22 protein-coding genes are annotated in these 21,301 nt (G+C 50.0%); 9 read left to right on the forward strand and 13 right to left on the reverse strand.

The window, feature by feature from the left end; all coding sequences use genetic code 11:
- The 3 genes from rimO to HY879_21830 form a co-directional block, all read right to left on the reverse strand.
- Positions 1 to 1,269 (reverse strand): 30S ribosomal protein S12 methylthiotransferase RimO (gene rimO, locus HY879_21820; protein ID MBI5605982.1); only part of this gene is annotated, 1,269 nt, incomplete at its 3' end.
- Positions 1,270 to 1,298: 29 nt separating this feature from the next.
- Positions 1,299 to 2,213 (reverse strand): hypothetical protein, encoded by a 915-nt coding sequence (locus HY879_21825; GenBank protein ID MBI5605983.1) that lies wholly within the window; start codon positions 2,211 to 2,213, stop codon positions 1,299 to 1,301.
- A 12-nt stretch (positions 2,214 to 2,225) separates the two neighbouring features.
- Complete coding sequence (locus HY879_21830) at positions 2,226 to 3,101, reverse strand: patatin-like phospholipase family protein (GenBank protein MBI5605984.1); 876 nt, start codon at positions 3,099 to 3,101, stop codon at positions 2,226 to 2,228.
- Positions 3,102 to 3,399: 298 nt separating this feature from the next.
- Here HY879_21830 and HY879_21835 point away from each other — a divergent pair, with 298 nt between their 5' ends.
- The 9 genes from HY879_21835 to HY879_21875 all read left to right on the forward strand — a co-directional run bounded on the left by HY879_21835 (position 3,400) and on the right by HY879_21875 (position 12,499).
- Entirely contained in the window at positions 3,400 to 3,936 is a 537-nt protein-coding gene (locus HY879_21835; GenBank protein ID MBI5605985.1) for a (2Fe-2S)-binding protein, read from the forward strand.
- A complete protein-coding gene (locus tag HY879_21840) occupies positions 3,936 to 6,236 on the forward strand; it encodes a xanthine dehydrogenase family protein molybdopterin-binding subunit (GenBank protein MBI5605986.1) in 2,301 nt (766 codons plus the stop codon). The genes HY879_21835 and HY879_21840 overlap by 1 nt, the downstream gene beginning before the upstream one ends.
- Entirely contained in the window at positions 6,233 to 7,219 is a 987-nt protein-coding gene (locus tag HY879_21845) for a xanthine dehydrogenase family protein subunit M (GenBank protein MBI5605987.1), read from the forward strand. Before HY879_21840 ends, HY879_21845 begins: the two co-directional genes overlap by 4 nt.
- 192 nt (positions 7,220 to 7,411) lie before the next feature.
- Positions 7,412 to 7,840, forward strand: a complete 429-nt coding sequence (gene rpsF, locus HY879_21850; protein ID MBI5605988.1) for a 30S ribosomal protein S6 — start codon at positions 7,412 to 7,414, stop codon at positions 7,838 to 7,840.
- 3 nt (positions 7,841 to 7,843) lie between these two features.
- On the forward strand, positions 7,844 to 8,095 hold the full coding sequence (locus HY879_21855; GenBank protein ID MBI5605989.1) for a 30S ribosomal protein S18: 252 nt from the start codon (positions 7,844 to 7,846) through the stop codon (positions 8,093 to 8,095).
- 33 nt (positions 8,096 to 8,128) lie between these two features.
- Positions 8,129 to 8,575: a 50S ribosomal protein L9 gene (locus HY879_21860; GenBank protein ID MBI5605990.1), complete on the forward strand. Its 447-nt coding sequence runs from the start codon at positions 8,129 to 8,131 to the stop codon at positions 8,573 to 8,575.
- A gap of 7 nt (positions 8,576 to 8,582) precedes the next feature.
- Positions 8,583 to 9,935 (forward strand): replicative DNA helicase, encoded by a 1,353-nt coding sequence (dnaB, locus tag HY879_21865; GenBank protein MBI5605991.1) that lies wholly within the window; start codon positions 8,583 to 8,585, stop codon positions 9,933 to 9,935.
- 12 nt (positions 9,936 to 9,947) lie between these two features.
- Complete coding sequence (gene hflX / locus HY879_21870; protein ID MBI5605992.1) at positions 9,948 to 11,600, forward strand: GTPase HflX; 1,653 nt, start codon at positions 9,948 to 9,950, stop codon at positions 11,598 to 11,600.
- Positions 11,576 to 12,499, forward strand: a complete 924-nt coding sequence (locus HY879_21875) for a matrixin family metalloprotease (protein MBI5605993.1) — start codon at positions 11,576 to 11,578, stop codon at positions 12,497 to 12,499. Before hflX ends, HY879_21875 begins: the two co-directional genes overlap by 25 nt.
- Positions 12,500 to 12,621: 122 nt before the next feature.
- Here the strand turns inward: HY879_21875 and HY879_21880 are convergent, their stop codons facing one another.
- The 10 genes from HY879_21880 to HY879_21925 form a co-directional block, all read right to left on the reverse strand.
- Positions 12,622 to 13,383 (reverse strand): flavodoxin family protein, encoded by a 762-nt coding sequence (locus HY879_21880; GenBank protein MBI5605994.1) that lies wholly within the window; start codon positions 13,381 to 13,383, stop codon positions 12,622 to 12,624.
- Between the two features lie 1,085 nt (positions 13,384 to 14,468).
- Complete coding sequence (locus tag HY879_21885; protein ID MBI5605995.1) at positions 14,469 to 14,762, reverse strand: type II toxin-antitoxin system RelE/ParE family toxin; 294 nt, start codon at positions 14,760 to 14,762, stop codon at positions 14,469 to 14,471.
- Positions 14,759 to 14,986 carry an addiction module protein gene (locus HY879_21890; protein MBI5605996.1) on the reverse strand — a complete coding sequence of 76 codons (228 nt, stop codon included), beginning with the start codon at positions 14,984 to 14,986 and terminating at the stop codon, positions 14,759 to 14,761. Before HY879_21890 ends, HY879_21885 begins: the two co-directional genes overlap by 4 nt.
- A gap of 304 nt (positions 14,987 to 15,290) precedes the next feature.
- Entirely contained in the window at positions 15,291 to 15,662 is a 372-nt protein-coding gene (locus HY879_21895) for a hypothetical protein (GenBank protein ID MBI5605997.1), read from the reverse strand.
- Between the two features lie 191 nt (positions 15,663 to 15,853).
- Entirely contained in the window at positions 15,854 to 16,327 is a 474-nt protein-coding gene (locus HY879_21900) for a hypothetical protein (GenBank protein ID MBI5605998.1), read from the reverse strand.
- Positions 16,328 to 16,443: 116 nt separating this feature from the next.
- Positions 16,444 to 16,650 (reverse strand): hypothetical protein, encoded by a 207-nt coding sequence (locus tag HY879_21905; protein MBI5605999.1) that lies wholly within the window; start codon positions 16,648 to 16,650, stop codon positions 16,444 to 16,446.
- Positions 16,651 to 17,056: 406 nt separating this feature from the next.
- The gene (locus tag HY879_21910; GenBank protein ID MBI5606000.1) at positions 17,057 to 17,566 is read right to left on the reverse strand and encodes a hypothetical protein; all 510 of its coding nucleotides are present in this window, start codon (positions 17,564 to 17,566) and stop codon (positions 17,057 to 17,059) included.
- A gap of 101 nt (positions 17,567 to 17,667) precedes the next feature.
- Positions 17,668 to 18,501 (reverse strand): hypothetical protein, encoded by an 834-nt coding sequence (locus tag HY879_21915; protein ID MBI5606001.1) that lies wholly within the window; start codon positions 18,499 to 18,501, stop codon positions 17,668 to 17,670.
- A 71-nt stretch (positions 18,502 to 18,572) separates the two neighbouring features.
- A complete protein-coding gene (locus HY879_21920) occupies positions 18,573 to 20,015 on the reverse strand; it encodes a TIR domain-containing protein (protein MBI5606002.1) in 1,443 nt (480 codons plus the stop codon).
- 505 nt (positions 20,016 to 20,520) lie between these two features.
- Positions 20,521 to 21,301 (reverse strand): ATP-binding cassette domain-containing protein (locus tag HY879_21925; GenBank protein ID MBI5606003.1); only part of this gene is annotated, 781 nt, incomplete at its 5' end.

The raw sequence follows: 21,301 nt of genomic DNA on the forward strand, positions 1-21,301 counted from the left end.
CGGTTTGGGTTCCCCGATGGTAATATAGACCACCCCGTCGACTTCCGGTGCCTGAAAACGGGTCCGGCCCTGGATCAATAAATCGCTCTCCGGGCTGACCCCGCTGACCAAAACCGGCTCCACCCTGCCGATCCGTTCCTGATTCTTTTTTAAGGAAATTTCCTTCTGCCTCTCCATAACAAGATCCAGCCGGGCCTGGCCGATTTCTTCCGGGACCTGGTCCGCATAGCCGGCGGCCGGGGTCCCTTCTTCCGGGGAATAGTTGAAAACCCCCAGGTGATCAAAGGCCGTCTCGGAAACGAACTGAAGCAGCTCTTGAAAATCCTCTTCCCTTTCGCCCGGAAAGCCTACCATGACGGTGGTCCGAAGGGCCGCCTGCGGGAGGGTGCGGCGAATCTGCTGGATCAAACGCTTGAGTTCTTTTGGTCCATAGGGCCGGTTCATTCCCTTTAGAATCCGGTCGCTGCAATGTTGTATCGGCAGGTCCAGATAAGGGCAAATCCGCTCTTCCCCGGCCATCAACCCCAAAAGAGCCGGTGTAATCCTTTCCGGTCTCAGATAAAGCAGGCGCAGCCACTGAAACGAATCGATCTTTAATAATTCCTTGACCAAAGAAATCATGGAATGCGGTTGGGTAAGATCGGAGCCGTAGGCCGTCGTATCCTGGGCGATCAGGATCAGTTCACGGACCCCCTGCCCGGCCAGAATTTTTGCTTCCCGAATCAGCAGCTTTGGATCCCGGCTGCGAAAAGGTCCGCGAATAGAAGGAATCGTGCAATAGGCACAGCGATTGGAACACCCTTCGGCGATTTTCAAGAAGGCCGTTCCCGGTGTGGTAGTCAAGAGACGATCATGTGGTCCTGTCCAAAGTCCAGGATCGGGTTCCAGGATCATTTTAGGGGTTCCCTTGCCAGTCAAAAGGGCGGACACCTGGTCGGCCACGTCTAAAAAAGATTCTGTGCCCAGGAAAAGATCCACCTCCGGCAATTGCTCCAATAATTCTTTTTTATATCTTTGAGGAAAACAGCCGGTGACCACCAGTACCTGACAGGCCCCTTCTTCCTTCAGACGGGCGGCCTCTAAAATCGTATCGATGCTCTCCTGGGTAGCGGACTCGATAAAGCTGCAGGTATTAATGAGGATCACTGCCGCCTCATTGGGTTCCCGGGTCAGGGAAAAACCCCGTGCATGCAATTGATGGAGCATCATTTCGCTATCCACCTGGTTTTTGGCACAGCCCAGGCTGATGAAGTGGAGTTTTTTATCCATGGTTCCTTTAGGACCTTTTTTCTATGTGTTTATCCTGCGAAGGATTTGACCGTATACAAATCTATGGCCGCGAACATGACCCCGCAAAAAAACAGCCAAAAGGGGATGGCTTGCCAGGCAAAATTTTTTTTCCCGGCCGGCCGGGAATCCAGCAATCTTAAAAAATGGACCAGGACAAAACATTCCAAGGCAAATGGCGGGAAACCGAAGAAACCCAGGACCGGCATTTCAAAAAGCTTTATATCCCCCACCCAGGGAACGGTGTATACCCATTTGGCCGCGGCCCAAAAATTCCAGAATTCCCAAAGCAAACCGCAGACCATACCGGACAGCAGGAACTGTAAAAGATTCCCGGTCTTGCCCTGTTCCAGGTCTTTTAAAAAAGAGGGTCTTCCCGTACGATGATTGAAGGGCTCTAAAAGAAAAATAAACCCTATCCAGACCAAGGGGAAGAAGAAAAGGGGCAGGGTCAAGGGGAGTATCAGGCACAAGGCCCCTGTGATGATTAATGGCCGGTACCAGGAGGATTGAACCCGGACAGGGGCCATTCGGCTTTTCTCAAAAATCCCCAAGGCCGACAGGAGGTCTCTGGTTTCCAGGATCGCCGGCAGGACCGTGCCGAAGGCCACAAAATAACCCGGCCAACGTATAACCACTTCTTTCGGCACCCCTTCATAAACCCAGTTTTTCAAAACCAGATTAAATCCTTCGAAGAGCAGCCAGATGACCACCGACCAGGGGATCAAAAACAAAAATTCCCGGGTACGGTTGACGATCAGGGATTGCCCGCGCAACCGATAGACCAGGCCGTCTATCGTCAGGATATAGGACCACCAGATCAGGGAATAAAAATAGGTGGCCACCGGTCCGATTTCAAGGAACAGGGCGCCTTGAAAAATCAGCAGACCCATCAAGCCGATCCAGAGATGACTTCCTTTTTTCATGGTCTGTTTATCTTACGATTTTTCTTCAATTAATTTTTTAATTCGCGGCATAGCCTGTTTAGCGGCCTGTATGCCGGCATCCATCAGACGTTTCTTTTGGGTAAAATCGGTCATGCCCACATCCCCCACCTGGGGTTCAAGCAGGACATCATAGCCTCTCGACTTATAAGTAACCAGCTCACGCCCCATGATGTCGATGGATTGCAGGATAACGTCGATCAGAGAATTGGCCTGAGGGTTGTTGATGTTTTTGGAAATACTGACGGCGATGATTATATCCGCCCCCCTGGCCCGGGCCACGTCTACCGGCAGGGTATTGGTCACCCCACCGTCGACATACATCCGGCCGTTCATTTCCAGGGGCTGGAAAATGCCGGGTATGGAGCAACTGGCCCGAACGGCCTTGGCCACCGATCCCTTTTCAAAGACCCAGGTTTTTCCGGCATTCAGATCCGTGGCAATGGCATAAAAGGGAATCTTCATCTGCTCGATGGTTTTCGCTTTGACCTTGGTCTGGATGAATTTTTCCAGCCTTTCCCCCTGGACCGGTCCCATTTTGGAATAAATCACCGAATAATCGAAGATGTCATCCTTTTCTATGGTAAAGGACAGCCATTCCAAATTAAAGCTGTTGGGATCGGAGGCATAAAGGGCGCCGATCAGGCTGCCCACACTGGTTCCGACGATCATGTGAATGGGGATCTTTTCCTGTTCCAACATCCGGATGACCCCTACATGGGCAAATCCCCGGGCCGCCCCGCCCCCTAATACCAGGGCGACCTTTGGGGGGGGTTTGTGTTGTTCCTTGACCGGCGGAACGGTCCCACAACCCCAACTTCCTGCAACTACCATTAACAACATCCCGACTATCCCATTAAACCACTTCATTAAACAAACCTCCTGACCATAACCTTAAAAATCTCCAAAATGCGTTGGCCGGATATTATCACAGATTTGTTCAGCAGATCAAATTTTTAAAATAACCAAACCTTCATGCCCCAAGTGGCGCCACGAAGCATAAAAATGGTTTTCTCTGAACTCCGAACTCCGAACTCTTAACTCCGAACTTTATTTTCGTATTAACGCAACCGGCCCAAGGCCCCATAGGCTATTGACAGAAACAGGCAAAAATGCAATAAACTACCAGGCAATCAAAACAGAATATAGGCAAAGAACTGGAGATAACATGGCGACAACAGGAAAAGAGTCGGGGCTTTCCGGGTCACCGGGGAAAGGCTGTATTCATATAATGGTGAATGGCCGGGACTACGAACTCGAAATCGGGAAGGGGTCCGACAAGATCGACCCGGCCCAAACCCTAACCCAGACGCTCCGGGAGACCCTGGGACTCATGGGGACCAAGGTTTCCTGTGATAACGGGGCCTGCGGAGGTTGCACCGTGCTCATAGACGGCCAGGCGGTCCTGGCCTGCATGACCCTGACGATCGAATGCGACGGCAGTAATATCACTACCATTGAGGGTCTGAGCGATCCGAAAACAGGAAAACTCGACCCGCTGCAACAGGCCTTCATCGATCATACTGCTTTTCAGTGCGGATTTTGCACACCGGGGATGATCATGAGCGCCAAGGCCCTTCTGAACGAGAATCCTTCTCCCACGGAAGAAGAGGTAAAAGAGGCCCTTTCCGGAAATTTTTGTCGCTGTATCAGCCACTACCAGGTAATAAAGGCGGTCCTGGCGGCCGCTGGAAAGGCGACTTGATGGACAATATAGACCCCAAATACCGATACATCGGGGAGGCCATCCCGAGGAGGGATGCCGTCGAAATCGTCACGGGCAGCATACGGTATCTCAACGACCTCAAAATGCCGGACCTGCTCTACGGAAAGGTGCTGCGCAGTCCTTATCCCCATGCCCTGATTAAGAGAGTGGACAAGGGCAAGGCCCAGGCCCTTCAGGGAGTCCAAGCCGTCCTTTCATGGGAAGATGCCCCGGACTGGCGGGGAGGCACGCCCCGCAACACCCCCCTGCTGGACCGGAAGGTCCGCTTTGTCGGGGATGCAGTGGCCCTGGTCGCCGCCACCACGGAAGAAATCGCCAAAGAGGCCCTGGCCCTGATCGACGTCGAATACGAGGTATTACCGGCCGTTTTTGACATGGATCAGGCGTTAAAGCCTACGGCCCCCCAATTATATGCCGAATACCCGGGAAATAGAGTAACCCCCGGCACCCCCTTTTTCGGTCCCCGGAGCTTGAAGGACCTGGTTATGGGGGATGTGGAGGAGGGGTTCAAAGAAGCCGATGTCGTTACCGAAGGGACCTTCGGCTATGAGAATATACCCAATCCCCTGCCCCCGGAGCCCCCAGGTGTGATCGCCTTGTGGGAGGAGCCGAATAAGGTAACGGTCTGGGTGTCGAATCAGGCCTCTTATATGGACAAGATCACCCTTTTCCATGTGATGAACCGACAGGTGGACGTGAGAAGTATCGGCGGCCCCTGCGGCGGGAGCTTCGGCTCGAAGTTCATGTCCTGGCAGGTCCAGTGTTACGCGGCCCTTTTGAGCAGGGCCACCGGCCGGCCGGTAAAGCTCATTCTGACGAAGGAAGAGCATTTGGCGGTCTTCACCGTGCGCCCGGCCTCACGCATGCAGGCCCGGGTAGGCATGAAAAAGGATGGGACGGTTACGGCCGTATCCGGCACCTGGCTGGTCGATACGGGTTACTATTCCATGACCACCCAGGCCCAGGTTGCGGTCGGCTGCGGCGAGGTCCAGATCATGGTCCGCTGCCCAAACTGGGATTTGAAGCCGGTGATCGTCTGTACCAACCGGAACGCTTCAGGAATCGTCCGGGGTTTTGGCGGGCAGGAACTCAAATGCATCCTCATACCCCTTTTAAGCCTGGCCATGGAGAAACTGGAAATCGATCCCTTTGAATTTTTAAAGAAAAATTATGTCAAACCGGGAGACGGCTATTTTTGGCGGGACGGCGACTGGTATACCTATCGGGGTGTGGACTATTCTCCGGCCATGGATAAAGGAGCCGCCTTGTTCGGCTGGAAGGAAAAATGGAAGGGTTGGCTCAACCCCAGTGCAGTAGATGGGCCCAAAAGGAGGGGCGTGGGCGTTGGTGTCCATGGCAATGCCGATATCGGCGAGGATGCTTCGGAGGCCTATGTGCGTCTCCACCCCGACGGGACGGCCATACTCTTCTCCTGTGTCACCGAGCACGGTACAGGACAGAGAAGCAATCTGATCAAGATGGTTGCCGAGGTCCTGCAGTTGCCCCTGGAAAACGTCTCCATCGGGCCATCGGATTCTCTGGTCAACCCTTATGAGTTCGGGCCGGCCGGTTCCAGGGGGACTTACGCCATAGGGGCGGCCGTCATCCGGGCCGCCGAAGATGCCCGGAATAAACTCTTCGAACTTCTGGCCCCCAGGCTGGAGGCGAAACCGGAAGACCTGGAGACCCGGGATGGGATCGTCTTTTGGAAATCGCGCCCCGAAAAGAAGCTGCCCTGGAGGGCCATGTCGGTGGATCGGACTATTACGGGCTTTGGACGTTTCGAGCCAGATTACACCCTCAGTAACTGTATGATGACCTTTATCGAAGTGGAGGTGGACACGGAAACGGGAAAAGTCGATCTGATCAGCATTGTCAATACCACCGATGTCGGCCGGATCATCGATCCCCCCGGTCTCGAGGGTCAGCTTAACGGTTGCCTCGGTTCAGGCGGTATCGACAGCGCCGTCTTCGAGGAGACGATCCTGGACCGTTCCACCGGACATATCCTCAATACCAACCTGATCGATTACAAGTGGCGCACCTTTCCGGAGCTTCCGCCGATCGGCAATATCACTCTGGAAACCCCCTTCCCCAGCCACCGTTTTCAGGCCGTTGGCGTCGGGGAGGTGGCCACCTCCCCCGGACCATCGGCCGTCCTCATGGCCGTATCAAACGCCCTCGGCCTCTGGCTGCACCAGTATCCGGTGACCCCGGAGAAGGTGCTCCAGGCCCTGGGTAAGGTACCGGCAAGAAAAAGGAAGGGAGGTGCGGCATGAAATCCTTTATCCATATCAACGCCCGCACGGTCGAAGAAGCCTGCCGGCTGCTCAGGCAGTTTGATGGTAAGGCCGTACTCCAGGCCGGCGGTACGGACCTCCTTTCAACCCTCAAAGGAGAGGGTCTGTCGGACTACCCCGAAGCCCTTATCAATATCAAAACCATTTCGGGTTTCGAGTCGATTGAAGCCGACGACCAGGGGCTGAAAATCGGCGCCGGCATCAAACTTTCCCGGATGGTCGAGTCCTCTGTGCTCCAAGAAAGGTACAAAGTCCTGGCAGAAGCGGCCCATACCGTAGCCAGTCCTCAGATTCGCAACATGGCCACCCTCGGCGGAAACCTCTGTCAGGACGTCCGGTGCTGGTATTACCGCTATCCGCGCCATATCGGGGGGCCTGTCCAATGCGCCCGAAAAGGCCGGGGTCCCTGCCTGGCGGTGAAAGGAGATAACCGCTATCACGCCATCCTGGGGGGGAAAAAATGTTTTGCGGTCGGCCCTTCGGATACGGCTGTGGCCCTGGCTGCCCTGGATGGCTGCCTGGACGTTGTGGGACCGGATGGGGAAAGAAAGGTGGCCATAACGGACTTCTTCAGTCCCTTGGCCAAGACCCTTAAGAAAGACGAGATGATCCGGTCCATCGAAGTCCCTCCCCCCCCTGCCGGTGCCAGACAAAGCTTCCTCAAGTTCACCCTGAGGAAACCCATCGATTTTGCCATAGTCAGCGTCGCCGCAGTTATCGATAGCAAAGCCGGCCGCTGCCAGGAGGCCCGTATCGCCCTGGGGGCCCTGGCCCCAGGCCCGGTGAGGGCCTATAAGGCCGAAGCGTATTTGAAAGGCCGGCCCCTTAACCGGGAGACGGCCGGCGAGGCGGCGGAGCAGGCCCTTATGGACGCCCGGCCCCTCAGTATGAATGCCTATAAGATCGAAATCGCCAAGACCCTGGTCAAGCGGTCCATCCTGGGAACCCTTGGAGCCGAATAAAACCTGTTTAGTTCGAAAATAGAGTTCGAGTTCAATCATCAACTGTGCTATTTTCATGATTCGTGGTGTCATGCCCCAAAAGGCGGGGCATGGCGGTTTAATATTTTATTTGACAAAATAAAGGAAGAGATGTAATTATAATAATTTCCCCTTGCTCCCATTAGGGGGCTTTATTATCCATAAGGAGGAACTATGAGGAGATATGACCTGATTTTTATCGTTCATCCCGAGTTGAGCGAGGAAGAAGTGAAGGCCGTTACCGATCGCTATCTTCAAATCATCACTGCCCAAGAAGGAACCATCATTAAAACCGAGGACTGGGGCAAACGGCGTTTAGGCTATGAAATCAACAAACAATCCAAAGGGACGTATATCCTGGTTGATTTTTACGGTCCCGGTACCATTATTCGGGAGGTTGAGCGGAACCTCAAGATCGATGACAAGATCTTAAAATTTCTAACCGTAAAAACCAGAGACCCTTTTAATCCCGAATCCCTGGAAGAAGAACGGAAAAAAGAACAGCTCCTTCAGGAGGCCCAGATCACTTCCGAAGAACCTGAACCAGCCGTTGCTCAGGAAGCGGCAGTGGAAGAAAACGAATCAGAAAAGGAAGGAGAATAGGTCATGATTCAGCAGAGAAGGAAAAAAAGGATATTCCCCCGCCGCAAGGTTTGTCGCTTTTGTGCCGATAGTTCTTTGATCATTGATTATAAGGATTCCAAGACGTTGAAGCATTTTACCTCGGAAAGGGGAAAAATAATTCCCCGGAGGATCACCGGAAATTGTGCCAAACATCAGCGGGAGCTGACGGTGGCGATTAAACGAGCCCGCCAGATTGCCTTGCTGCCCTATCTGGCCTCCTCCATTCAACATTAATCGGGTCCTTATTATTTTCAGGAGGTTAAGACTATGAAGGTTATTCTAAAAGAAGATATATCCACCCTGGGGAAAGCCGGCGACCTGGTCGAGGTCGCCCGCGGTTATGGTCGAAATTTTTTGATTCCCCATGGGAAAGCCCTGGAGGCAACCCCGCATCACCAGAAACAATTGGAAGAGCAGAAACGGATCATCCTGAAAAGGAAGGCCAAAGATCTGGATGATGCCCAGAAATTGGCCGAACAATTTGGGGCCTTGACCCTGCAATTGTCCCGCAAGGTGGTGGAAGAAGGGAAAATCTACGGGTCGGTCTCCACAAAAGATCTGATGGAAAAATTGGCCGAACAAAACATCACCCTGGACCGGAAAAAGATCCTTTTAAAGGACCCGATCCGGACCCTGGGAGACTTTGAAATTCCTATTAAACTCGATCCCGTGGTTACGGCTACCCTCAAGGTAAGTGTAATAGAAGACAAATAACATAAACATGAATGGCTCGAGTGGAGCGCATCTGAAAATCCCTCCCCAGAACCTTGAAGCCGAGCAGTCGGTTCTGGGGGGTATCCTTTTGGAACCGGAAGCCCTCTCCCGGGTCCTGGAGGTTATGACCGGAGAGGATTTTTACCGGGAGTCCCACCGCAAGATCTTTAACGCCATGTTGGATCTCTACCAAAAGAGTACTCCGGTAGATCTGATCACCCTGACCGAAATTCTACAAAACAAAGGCCACCTGGAAGATATCGGGGGAGCCAGCTATCTGACTTCCCTGACCGATGCCATCCCCTCGGCTATTCATGTCGACGTCTACGCCCGGATCATCCGGGAAAAATCCATCCTGCGCCGTCTGATCAATCAGGCTACCGAAATCGCCAGCAGAGGCTATCAGTTTGCCGGCAATGCCGAAGATCTCCTGGATGAGGCCGAAAAAGCCATCTTTGAAATCTCGGAAGCCAAGATCAACCCCCTGGTCTATCCCCTGAGTGACGTCATTAAGGAAAGCTTCGCAACCATCGAGCAGTTATACGACCGGAAAGAAAAAGTGGTCGGGGTTCCCACCGGTTTTACTCAATTGGACAAGCTGACCTCCGGCTTTCAAAACTCGGATCTGGTGATCATTGCCGGCCGCCCCAGCATGGGAAAAACCGCCTTTGCCTTAAATATCGCCCGTAATGCGGCAGTAGACCATGAAGTCCCGGTGGTGATCTTTTCTTTGGAAATGTCCCGGCAGCAATTAGCCATACGACTGCTGTGCAGTGAGGCCCGGGTGGATTCCTATAAACTCCGGAGCGGCTTTATTGGGGAAAGGGACTGGTCCAAGCTGACCGCGGCCGCCGGGACCTTATCCGAGGCCCCGATCTTTATTGATGATTCGCCGACCATGACCGTCTTACAGATGCGGGCTAAGGCCCGGCGGTTAAAATCGGAAAGAAGACTGGGGTTGGTCGTCATTGATTATCTTCAGTTAATGAAAGGCAGAGAAGGCTCCGAACGGCGGGAGCAGGAAATATCCGAGATCTCCCGTTCTTTAAAGGCCCTGGCTAAGGAATTGAATATTCCGGTTATCGCCTTATCCCAGCTCAATCGGAGGCCGGAAGGCCGGGATGATAAAAAGCCGGTCCTGGCCGATCTCCGGGAGTCGGGGGCTATTGAGCAGGATGCCGACGTCATTTGTTTTATCTTCCGGGAAGAAATGTACGAAGAAAATTCCAAACAGAAAGGGATAGCCGAAATTTTGCTCCGAAAGCACCGCAACGGCCCCACCGGCTCGGTTTCTCTGACCTTTTTGGATGCCTATACCCGTTTTGAAAATTTAGCCACCGGGGTCGAAGAACCCTTATAGGAGAAACACAGAATTAGCCGCATTTTCGGACAGACTTCGGGTCTCAAGGCCCTTCAGTTAAAAAAGCTCGAATCCCTTTATCGCCGCCAGATAAATCCCTCCCAGCTTGTTTCCCCTGAACTGGCCCATTTTTTAGCCCAACTCTCCATTGATCTCAATCGTCAAATAGGTCTTCTGATCAATCGTAAGGGCGGGATTGAGGCCGTTATACTGGGCAACGATCAATCCATCTTTATCCCTCCACTCAACCAGTTTCGGACCGGCGCCGGCCGGCTTAAAGGCCTTCGTCTGCTCCATACCCATTTAAAAGGGGAGCCGATCAGCGAAGAAGACAAAATGGACCTGGCCTTACTTCGCCTGGACCTGGTCACCGCCATCGGAATTAATGTTCATGGACAGGCCCATGTCCTCTATTCGGCCCACCTGCGGCCGGATAATCCGGAGGGGCAGCAATGGATGATCCTGGAGCCGGAACAGGTGGGACAATCCCGGGTGGATGTCCAGGGATTGGTCCGTTCTCTGGAAGAGGAATGGGGTAAAAAAATCGCCTCCAAAAAGATCAAATCCCATGAGGAACAAACCATTTTGGTCAGTGTGACCACCCAACCCAGGGCCGTGGCCCAGGAGTCCCTGAGAGAATTAGAAGAATTGGCCCGCTCGGCCGGTCTTAGGGTCCTGGAATCCGTGATTCAATCCAGAAAAGAGATCAGACCCAAGTTTCTTATGGGCAAGGACCGCTTAAGCAGTTTGTCCATCCGGGCCTTGCAACTCGGGGCTAACCTGCTTGTTTTCGATCAGGACCTGAATCCTTCCCAGGTCCGGTCTTTGACCGATTTTACCGAGTTGAAGGTCATCGACCGCACCCAGTTAATCCTGGATATCTTTGCCCAGCGGGCCCGGACCCGGGAAGGCAAGCTTCAGGTAGAGATGGCCCAGTTGAAATATATCCTGCCCCGTCTCGTTGGACGCGATGATGCCCTGTCCCGGTTGACCGGGGGCATCGGAGGCCGGGGGCCGGGAGAAACCAGACTGGAGATCGATAGACGCCGGGTCCGGGAAAAAATCCATCGCCTTCAAAAAGAATTGGAGGCCATCCGGAGCCAGCGCAAGCAAAGGCGGGGAAAAAGAAATCGCCGGGAATTACCGGTCATCTCCATTGTCGGCTATACCAACGCCGGAAAATCCTCTCTTTTGAACACCCTGACCCACAGCCGGCTGGCGGCCGAAGACCGCTATTTTGCCACCCTGGATCCGACCAGCCGCCGGCTTAGACTGCCCCGGGACCAGGAAGTCATTATTACGGACACGGTGGGTTTTATCAACAACCTGCCCAAGGATCTGCTGACGGCCTTTCGGGCCACCCTGGAAGAGTTGGAAGAGGCCGATCTTTTATTGCATGTGGTCGATGTCAGCAACGCCCAATTTGAAAAGCAGATGGGGGTGGTGGAAGATTTGCTGACCGAGCTTAAGCTTTCCCATATCCCGACCATCCGGGTCTTCAACAAAGTGGATCTCATTTCCGAGGAATATGCCCGCACCCAGTGCGCCCGCTATCAGGCCATCCCGGTTTGCGCCCTGAAAGAAGAGACCCTGGGGGAATTACTCGGCGCCATGGAACAGGCCATAGGAGGGCTGAGGGGATGCCAACCGCATCAAAAACAATAAGCTGGCGGTTTTGTGTTTTTCTGGCCATCTTGATTGTCCTGGCTGTAATTTATTTTCGACAGCCAAAGCCTTGCCGGCAACCGATAACCTACCGTATCGGGAATGTCGATGAACGATTCGGCTTAACCCATCAGGAATTTGGAAGCGCGGTGAACAGGGCGGCCGCCATGTGGGGGAAACCTCTTTCCCGCCATCTTTTTCAGGAGGATCCTCGAGGCCTGATCGAAATTAACCTCGTTTATGACTATAGACAGGAAGCCACCGACCGGTTAAAAAAGCTCAATATTAAAATCGATGGCTCGAAGCATTCCTATGAAGAATTGAATGCACGCTTAAATAATTTAAAAATGGAATACCAACAAAAAAATACCACCTTGAGCGGTGATTTAACTGTTTTCAATACGCGGCTCAACGCCTTTAATGCGGAAGGGGAATCATGGAACCGTCGCGGCGAAGTTCCTGAAAGGTTCCAGGGGCGGCTGGTGAAAGAAAAAGACGAATTAAACAGTCTGCGCGATAATCTGCAAAGACGCCGGGAAGAAATGAAAAACCTGGCCTATACCATCAACAGCCTGGTTGTGGTCATCAATGAAATCGCCTCTAAATATAACCTGGAATTAGTAGACCGCCAAAATGCCGGAAACACCTTAGGCCGCGAGTTCTGTGAAGGATTATATGAAATCCATAAAGGGAAGCAGTCGATTACGATTTATCAATTTGATGATGACTCCCGGCTGGTCCGTGTTCTGGCCCATGAATTCGGCCATGCCCTGGGTCTGCCTCACAGCCAAACCGAAGAAGCCGTCATGTACCGGCTGATCAATTCAAATTCTCCGGAGCTTGCCCCTGATGACGAGGCGGCCTTAAGAAGGCGATGTAAAATTAAGGGTCCTCTCTAATAGAGTGATCGATGATCGAAGGATTCAAGGAGTCCGGGATTCAAGGGTTCGAGGGAAATGCTTAGCCCCCCTTCCCATACTCATAAATCATATTTCTTTGCTCTCCCCATGTTATATGGAGACTATTTGGAAATTCGATAGGAGGGGCTTAGAGTGAAAATGAGCCCCATAATCCATCGAACCACAGGATTGAATGCCTTGTCCATAGTAAAGGGGTGCAGTCGACCGGATTGGAGGAGCTGGACCATTTTTACACCCAGGGCATTGGCTTGTTGTCTTTGCCTGGTGCTTAATCGCCTAAGAAAGTAGAGCCGCTCCCAATCCTGCTGACCTTCCGGAAAATGTTCGAGATCCGCGCCGGCATACAGGTCTCCTATCCATTGTCCGTGAAGCATCAAAGGGGCATTACTTTTCAGCCAAGGGGTCCCGTCATCGCAATATTTTCTTAACCGTTCGGGCATGCCACCGGCGCTTACGATTGCGCCCAGTGCCCGGATTTTGTTGTTGATACGGGAGTTGATGCTCATACACTGGATCATAGGCTCGCCGGGCCGGGCCGTACGCCAGGACAAACGCTCCCAGAAGGTCGTCATCAGACCCGTCACAAACCCGTTATGCACCGGAGAGGCGAAAAGGATTCCGTCCGCGCCAATGATCCGGTTGATGATCTCATCCATATCGTCTTTCAGACTGCAAGGGGCGGCTCCGCTGCCTTTAAAGCTATAACATTTAAGGCAGTTGATGCAGTACCCTATGTTTTGGTCACGGAGCATGATCATATCCGGCTCCCCGCCGCCGGATTTGACGCCTTCCATAAAGGCCCGAACGAGCTCGGTGGTCGTCCCCTCAGGTCGGTAGGTGCTGTTGATGGCTATAATTTTCATTTTCCCTCCCCTTCGGTCCGGCTTTTGTTTCTGACGAGCCCTTCTGCATAAAGGGGACGTCCCATTTCTATTCCTTCAGCTAACGCTCAAATTCACCGGTGCGGCCAAGCCGGACAATACCCAATAATGAAGGCCGTGCGGACATGAGGGATGTAAACGGCACCGCAGTCCGCCGCGTCCGGTGAAAAGATTTGTTGGAATCATCAGTATTAAGATGCTTTCTTCAAACGCTCAGCCACCCAAAGCTTGATGATAGACTGGCGGGGTACTCCCAGCCGTTTCGCTTCCTTGTGTTCAATTTGAGGTCGGACCCAATGCTGTTAACTTAAGAGTTTTTTAAAATAAATTCGACCTCTTGGAATAATTCCAGCAAAAGCTGGAACCGGTTTTGTTACCATTTTTCTGAACCCCGGGTTTCGTAAGCGTTGTGGGCCGCTTGGAATTTCCCTTATAAATAGCGGAATTGAGCCTGATCTCACTCAAAACCCATTCCAAAATGTTAAGAGGCAATACGATACAACATATTGTAATTAATATATTATTTCCTTAAGTTAACGGCATTAGGTCCGACCCCGTTTAGCCATTACAGTTTTATCATAATCTGTTTATATCTTGCATTCAACGTGGAAGTCAGCAACGAGCACGCGGTTTTTTGCCGGTCTGCTGCACTGACTTATCGGTCTGTATTTACAATTCATCACCAAGAATCGGTTTGCGCTTTGGGACATCATCTAATATTTTTCTAAGATCAGACTTTTTCGCTCTTTTGGCTTTACTTTTTAAATAATCTTCTGTCATGATCGCAGAAATTTTTTCAGATACCGCAGATGAAACAAATTGACTGCACGGGTCAAACCTTGATTTGTGATTAAAGTTTTTTATATTGACCCCCTCATCGCACGATCCACGGCAATCCTGTCCCCAATAACTTTGACGTCTCTGCTAATGGCCGGACAAATCAGCTCGATGTGAGAGCGATAACTTGCAAAGCGCCGCCACGCCTTAATCACAAATCAAGGTTTGACCCGTGGCATCTTGACAAATAATCCTACTTCCCCTGACCCCAATTAGCATTTGTTGAATTGCTACGGGAGCCTATGTTTCCAGTAGGAGGGTTCCCGGCTACAATGCATAACGGCCAGTATTAAAATATAATTGTCTTCTATGGTATAAAGAACAGCGTATGGGAAACGCTTGGTCAAGCAACGTCGTACATCTTCATCAATCACGCGATATAACTCCGGGTTCTCGACTATCTTTTCGATCGCGCTTTCTACCTCGGAATAAAACGCCGCTCCCAATGAGGGGCTTTTTTCAAAATAGTAAATCGTCGCTTCCTTGAATTCAGCTCGTGCTTCTGGATGGAATGAGTATCTCATTTATCATCAATAAGCTTTCGAACTTCTTCCATTACATCAACACCAGGTATTGGTTTAACTTGACCACTTCGCACCTCATCACGGCGCTTTTTTGCTTCGGTCAGCCAGATTCCACTGACTGACTCCTCATCAAGACTTTCAACAAGTCTTTCAGCCAGTAGGGCCCTTGCTTCACCAGGTAAAGCCATAGCCTTTGTTGTCAGTTCGTCCACAGAAGTAGCCATTATGGATCACCTCCTGAAATTGTTGTGTTGCCATATTCTATAATATACTGGTTCTTAATTCAAGCATTCCATAGAAGGCATTGAAATAAAAACAATATCCGACGCCTGTCCAGCTACAACATGTTCAGAAAACACCTTTTATGCGGGTTCCAAGATTCAATCAGCAACCATGACCTCCCCCGCACCTTAACTTGGCGGATCTCAGACCGCTCGATTATGCAACATAGAATCAAACTGCCGGATTACGATTCGAAAAAATTTCTGAATGACATGAACAACGTCCCATTTTTTGATTGCAAATTAATCAGACTCGTTCCCAGATAAGACCCTGTTTTTCCTCCAAACGGTCCTTTTTCATTTCCGTCCCTTTAATAAATTTGAATACGAGCTTGGTTCCTTCGGCCGAAACGAGTATCACCGTAATGTCTGTTATGGTATAAGTGCCTTTATATTTTTTCCCGAAGTAAGTCATGCTGAAAGTATCGTCAGGGTAAAATGTTATAACGTATTGCATCGCGGACTTTCCTTTTACCATCCAGGATCCCAACACTTCAATTGAATTTTGTCCCCCATGGGCCGTCTCGATCCCCGGCCAAATCCTTTCCCCCCACCAGCCCATGGAGATCAGCAGGAAAAAAACGGACCCCATTGTTATCAAACGCAAAAAGGTCTTCATCTGCTTTTCCTACTTTTTCATGATCATCCCGCTGGCACCACCGAGTTCGGTGGTCGTCCCCTCAGGTCGGTAGGTGCTGTCGATGGCTATAATTTTCATTTTCCCTCCCCTTCGGTCAGGCATTTGTTTCTGACGAGCCCTTCTGCATAAAGGGGACGTCCCCTTTCTATTCCTTCAGCCAAACGGGTTAATCAGCGGCCCTGTTTTTTGGGTCCGCTGAATTTACGAGTTCGGCTTTTGCCCTTCTTTCGCTGATCCTCGTCCAACTTCGCCTTCACAGCCCTATAATGTTTCTTGATGATCCCAATCCATTTCTCGTCAAGCAATGCGCTGAAAAGGCCAAGAATACCTTTGGGTGAGACCCGATTAGGACTGGTGATGTCAATTGAAGCTCCATGCATCTGAAGCATGATCTCATCGTCCCATTTGCCCCCCATCCATTTCTCGTAGAAAGAGGGTGGCTCCCACCCGTAGTTGATGGTGGAAACGAACGCCCCGTTGTGAAACACTTGTATCATTGTTTTGCGACAATCGCAGGACGGATCAGTACAATACATGTCGATAAAACGATATTCGCCATCTGGCAGTTGTGGACTATCGACAATCATCACCGTGCGCACTCGATGTGCCTTGCCAATAATCTCTCCTGCTGGGGTGAACTTCATGACTCGATATCCCCTTACTTTTGATGCCGAACTAAGAGCTAACCAGCGAGTCGAGCCTTCTTCCACGAACTCAAAGCGCTTAACGCCAACCGGCAGCTTCTCCCGTCTGGTTCAACTCATGGTTCGGTGTCTTTAATTCTCGACGCCATTGCTTTATGGCAGATTTCCTCAATAGTCAATTCTTCATCTAAACCCTGGTGCCATTTTGTGTAGTCGAAGGGTTCTCTCTGAATAAGCGCGATGAATTTTTCTGCCTCAATATTCCCAAGATGTTTTGCAAGAATTTTAAGCCCTTTAGATTTAATTTCGGTATCGGTCATCATGATAAGACCTCCTTGATAAAACCGATTGGATACGGCATTAACGACATTAGGTCGTGCCATGATACCTCTTTGATTAATCAGTAATTACGACCCAGGAATAGGTTTTTCAAGGTATATATCCTCTTTTTTTGCCCCCAAATAATGACTGCGCGGGTCAAACCTTGATTTGTGATTAAAGTTTTTTATTTTGACCCCCTCCTCGCACGATCCACGGCAATCCTGTCCCCAATAACTTTGACGTCTCTGCTAATGGCCGGACAAATCAGCTCGATGTGAGAGCGATAACTTGCAAAGCGCTGCCATGCCTTAATCACAAATCAAGGTTTGACCCGTGGCACTAAGCCTAGACTCAATTGATTCCAGACTTTTTGTTTTCTTGGTCATTGTTCAGCCATAAAGGTGCACCTCAAGAGCGGCGCGAAGCGACGTCATCTGCGTGTGCTTGTTGTGTCGCATCTATCTTTTCTTTGGTTACGTTCCACTCTCGCTTCAGGATTCTACGTGAGACTGCCATGATCTCCGTGTGCGACTTACAAAAATCCTCGTCACCTTCTTTACCACGTTCAAGTGAGGTGATCATCTTTCGGATAAGACGCTCAAGTTCATTATGATCGTCTTCCATAGGATTCAGCATGAGCTGAATCCTATGCTCCAATAACGAAAGATGCTGATATTCAGAATCCTCTCGTTCTTCAAACCCAGCACAGTAGTAATGCTGTGCACGACTTGTAAGTTCCGCAAGCACGTCACGTAGGTTGTTGATCCACGCTTGCCGCATGGGGGCAATGATTTGTTTATGGGACGTTACGAGCGCACTGGCAATCTGTCGTTTTGCCACGAGGTATGAAATGATTGGCCCCACGAAAACCGCAAGGGCGGCCACGACTAGCGATAAGATGGGAATTACCTCATTCATTCTTTATTCCTTTTGACATAACGCCGGTCATCAGCCGCCGGGCCACAAAGGCCGGAATGAAAAATTCACCGCGTCTATTCCCGTTCGGCTGGATGAATTTGTTAGGCTTGTGTTACGGTTTTTATTTGCCCCTTGTCATTTCTATAAAGTGCAACCATACGCGCAGACTGATCTTGCCCGGGCCGAACTCGAATCATCGCCATGAAATCAGGAATGTGCATAACACCTGACCAATATGCCATAGGATAAATTCTTTCAATTAATTCTTGCCACTTGTTTGCCAAAAACCAAGATGATCCACTCGTGCCCCATTCACCCAGACCGGCACAGACAATCCAAGATCGGGCGGGAAACTCAGGAGGAGTAATTCTTAAAATAAAGCCATGATCAGCTTCGTTTGAGCATGTAAAGGGAAGATTTACATCGATGGGTAATGAAAAACCATTGGGAGACATTCGAATAAATATATTTGCTTCAGATGTTAAGGCATCTGCAGTCTTGTAATTTGAACCAGGGCCACCAAAGGAAATGAAATTGCTATCGAGTAAAGAACTTGCTTCGGTGTCCGAAACCAGCAGTGGACGGAGTTTTCCTGGAAGGCCCAACAAAGCCGCAATGTAAGTCGATGCACGAACCTCACACTCGCTTATAGGGTGTTCAATAGAGTATGATTCAACTAATGGGGCGCCGCCTCGTCGAGGCGGTTTAATATAGGGATGGGTTATTGGCCGTCCAAATTGATCTGTTAAGGATGGCAGCAGGAGCTGGCCGTATGCCATTCTGATTTCCGTATCAGTCTTGAATTGAAAACCAAGAAGGCGCTGGAGATGATATGAACGAAATCGGTGACGAGCATCGACATAAATCGCTGTTAGAACAGAAACAATTATGCCGCCAATTACATTGAATAGTAGTGATTTGGTATTTGCATCCATTTTTTTATATGCCTAACGGGGCTCTTCAGCGGGCGCGGGTTTTTGCGATCCGCTGAAAGAGCTTTGTTATGCTAGGGTTTAGTCGCTATCTCATTAAAACCCAATAAGCCGGTAGGGTTAAAAGAGTTAAATTCCCATCTCGGTAATAGACGGTTATCTTTTTGAAAAGCTTCAAGTAACGGAAGGAGATCTTCTTTGCTATTTATACCTAGTAATACTTTTGCTTTTTCGAAATACGCGGCTGATTTGGATCGAGCAAAGACCTCGAATGCTGTACTGCCGTGGCGCCCAATGTATACAAGGGTTTCAGGAAACCAAGGAAATATTATGTCAGGATGATCTAAATAGTCACGGATAAAGAGGATGAAGTCCACTTGCATAAGGTGCCTAAAATCAACTCCAACTCCTTTACAGCGCTCACTCAACAAGTCAGCTCTTAATGACAACCTGTTTAGCTTCAATCGATCGTTTCTGTGCCTCAGGGATTGCAAATGGTCTCTAAAAATATTGAACGGCACCATAGCATCTCGGTCATACTCTGAATTCCCCCGAATATAGTACTCATTCTGCATCAAGTAGGATGCAGATTCAAATCGTTCATATCTTATGAAGGATGCTATAGCGTAAAGAAATAGTTCATGAATAATAAATTTGAAATTATCGAAATCCCACTCGGTGTAGCTTGATATTCCTTTGGCAGGCATTAGATACGGGATTAAAGACTCGAAAAATCTATGGATGGATACGCGGATTTCGTTGTTATCCCTATAATTTGCAATCGTTAAAAACAGTTCTATAGCCTCATTCCGGAACGGGAGAAATGAAGTAATGGATACCATTACTTCATCGTCGAACAGCCCGTCCTCGTCTTTTATTCTCAATTTCTCCATTCCTGAAGACAAAGTCGATAAGTATTCTTTCAGAGAAGCCTCTGAATACTTTTTATCGTTCCTTATGGCATCAATTGTCCTTTTAAATACGACGGATGTTCCTAGAGGAGCTGAATTTTCGTCATCTTTTAAAAATGTGGGCAAAGTACCTATTTCGGGCTTAATGAAAAGGGGCTTGTCAAAAATCCACCTTAGCAGCCGTTCGAAATTTGAAACGTAGCTTTCGGAATCGCTCAGATCAATAAATATCCTTGAACGATAATAGGTCGGAAGATAAGGTTTTCCAGTTTCATCCCGTTCTTTCAAGACGGCTACAAATTTGTTCTGATCCTGCTTTGCATACACCTCACTTGAAATAATTTGTGTCTCTGTGCCAACCCCGCCACTGCGACCATCGGCTTTTTCAGCATAGGCCTTATCACAGATCAAGGCCACCTTCTTAATTTCCTGATCACTTACCATTTTTTCCATAAAAGCATTTGCATCATGGCCCTCTCTTAGATCCCATTTATCGAGAATAACATCTACTCCAGATTCTCTTAATTCTGTTGCTAAATTGAGAACCCATGATTCATGGTCCGGATTTGTCCAACTATAGGAGATAAATAGTTTGGGATTTGTCATGGTTTTCCTCAAAGCATAACATAGTATTATGCCTCAAAAATATCATCCCTATTTCATGGATTCTCGGATGCTATGCCTCAAAAAAACGTCTTAATACACCATAAACGTTAGGCCAATATGAGGCATAAGATCCAATTAAGGGGGGGGGGATGCTATGCCTCAAACGAATCGCCGGGGTGTGGCACCGCAGAGCCTCCTGCCGCACTGGCTTGGAGGGTATATCACCGTGCGCGGGAAGCCGGGGCACAGGAAAATACCGGCCGACATTTGAATCCTTTAATTTATGAAATCAATTTCTTAGGGTAATGTCAATTGAAAAGTGATAACAAAGAAAACCCTTGGTTTCTGGCAACGGCCCAGACTGACAGGTAAGGACAAAACCGGAGAAAAAAGTTTTGTCACGGTTGACGCGGGGTGCACGGCGTAAAGAGGTGGCCCGAGGCAAATTGAGACCCGAATGCTGTTAAAGTCTGTTCAAAAAGGATATGTGAAAATGCAAATCGGTTCAGCTCCGTCCGTCGAGATCTTCCCACCGCTGATAGGCGGTCTCGATGGCCTGTTCCACCTCGCCCAGTCTGGTCTTAATCCGCTCCATCGCCTCCTTTTCTTTTTTGTAAAACAGGGGATCGGACAAGGCTTCATAGAGCCCTTGCCGCTCCGTTTCCAGGGCGTTGATCCGTTCGGGCAGTTCTTCCAACTCCCTTTTTTCCTTAAAACCCAGTTTCTGAAAGTCCCGGGTTTTGGGCTTTGCAACATTTCTTCCGTTGTCTTTTTTCTTGGTCCGGGGACCTTCCGCCGGTTGGGCTCTTTGAATCAGCCAATCGTCATAACCTCCGGCGTATTGGATGACCTTGCCGTTTTCTTCAAAGGCCAGGGTACTGGTCACCACATTGTTTAAAAAGGTCCGGTCATGGCTGACCAGCAAAAGGGTCCCCTGATAATCGAAAAGTAGCTCCTCCAACAGCTCCAGGGTTTCCATATCCAGATCGTTGGTGGGTTCGTCCAGCACCAGGACATTGGCCGGCCGGGTAAAAAGCTTGGCCAGCAGGAGGCGGTTTTTTTCTCCCCCGGAAAGAACTTTTACCGGGGTCCGGCTTTTTTCCGGTGAAAAGAGAAAATCCTGAAGATAGCCTATGATGTGCCGCCGCTGCCCGTTCAGTTCAATAAAGTCATTGCCTTCGCCGACATTTTCCAGGACCGTTTTTTCTTCATCGAGCTGTATGCGGAGTTGATCAAAATAGGCGATCTGGAGGTTGGTCCCGTGACGAACCCGGCCTGTTTGGGGC

Source organism: Deltaproteobacteria bacterium, from assembly GCA_016219225.1.
Taxonomy (GTDB): Bacteria; Desulfobacterota; RBG-13-43-22; order RBG-13-43-22; family RBG-13-43-22; genus RBG-13-43-22.

Excerpts from the sequence above, each read along its gene's own strand:
- HY879_21825 (MBI5605983.1), bottom strand. The coding sequence starts at position 2,213 with ATGAAAAAAGGAAGTCATCTCTGGATCGGCTTGATGGGTCTGCTGATT.
- HY879_21830 (MBI5605984.1), bottom strand. The coding sequence starts at position 3,101 with ATGAAGTGGTTTAATGGGATAGTCGGGATGTTGTTAATGGTAGTTGCA.
- HY879_21835 (MBI5605985.1), top strand. The coding sequence starts at position 3,400 with ATGGCGACAACAGGAAAAGAGTCGGGGCTTTCCGGGTCACCGGGGAAA.
- HY879_21840 (MBI5605986.1), top strand. The coding sequence starts at position 3,936 with ATGGACAATATAGACCCCAAATACCGATACATCGGGGAGGCCATCCCG.
- HY879_21845 (MBI5605987.1), top strand. The coding sequence starts at position 6,233 with ATGAAATCCTTTATCCATATCAACGCCCGCACGGTCGAAGAAGCCTGC.
- rpsF (MBI5605988.1), top strand. The coding sequence starts at position 7,412 with ATGAGGAGATATGACCTGATTTTTATCGTTCATCCCGAGTTGAGCGAG.
- HY879_21855 (MBI5605989.1), top strand. The coding sequence starts at position 7,844 with ATGATTCAGCAGAGAAGGAAAAAAAGGATATTCCCCCGCCGCAAGGTT.
- HY879_21860 (MBI5605990.1), top strand. The coding sequence starts at position 8,129 with ATGAAGGTTATTCTAAAAGAAGATATATCCACCCTGGGGAAAGCCGGC.
- dnaB (MBI5605991.1), top strand. The coding sequence starts at position 8,583 with ATGAATGGCTCGAGTGGAGCGCATCTGAAAATCCCTCCCCAGAACCTT.
- HY879_21875 (MBI5605993.1), top strand. The coding sequence starts at position 11,576 with ATGCCAACCGCATCAAAAACAATAAGCTGGCGGTTTTGTGTTTTTCTG.
- HY879_21880 (MBI5605994.1), bottom strand. The coding sequence starts at position 13,383 with ATGAAAATTATAGCCATCAACAGCACCTACCGACCTGAGGGGACGACC.
- HY879_21885 (MBI5605995.1), bottom strand. The coding sequence starts at position 14,762 with ATGAGATACTCATTCCATCCAGAAGCACGAGCTGAATTCAAGGAAGCG.
- HY879_21890 (MBI5605996.1), bottom strand. The coding sequence starts at position 14,986 with ATGGCTACTTCTGTGGACGAACTGACAACAAAGGCTATGGCTTTACCT.
- HY879_21895 (MBI5605997.1), bottom strand. The coding sequence starts at position 15,662 with ATGAAGACCTTTTTGCGTTTGATAACAATGGGGTCCGTTTTTTTCCTG.
- HY879_21900 (MBI5605998.1), bottom strand. The coding sequence starts at position 16,327 with ATGAAGTTCACCCCAGCAGGAGAGATTATTGGCAAGGCACATCGAGTG.
- HY879_21905 (MBI5605999.1), bottom strand. The coding sequence starts at position 16,650 with ATGATGACCGATACCGAAATTAAATCTAAAGGGCTTAAAATTCTTGCA.
- HY879_21910 (MBI5606000.1), bottom strand. The coding sequence starts at position 17,566 with ATGAATGAGGTAATTCCCATCTTATCGCTAGTCGTGGCCGCCCTTGCG.
- HY879_21915 (MBI5606001.1), bottom strand. The coding sequence starts at position 18,501 with ATGGATGCAAATACCAAATCACTACTATTCAATGTAATTGGCGGCATA.
- HY879_21920 (MBI5606002.1), bottom strand. The coding sequence starts at position 20,015 with ATGACAAATCCCAAACTATTTATCTCCTATAGTTGGACAAATCCGGAC.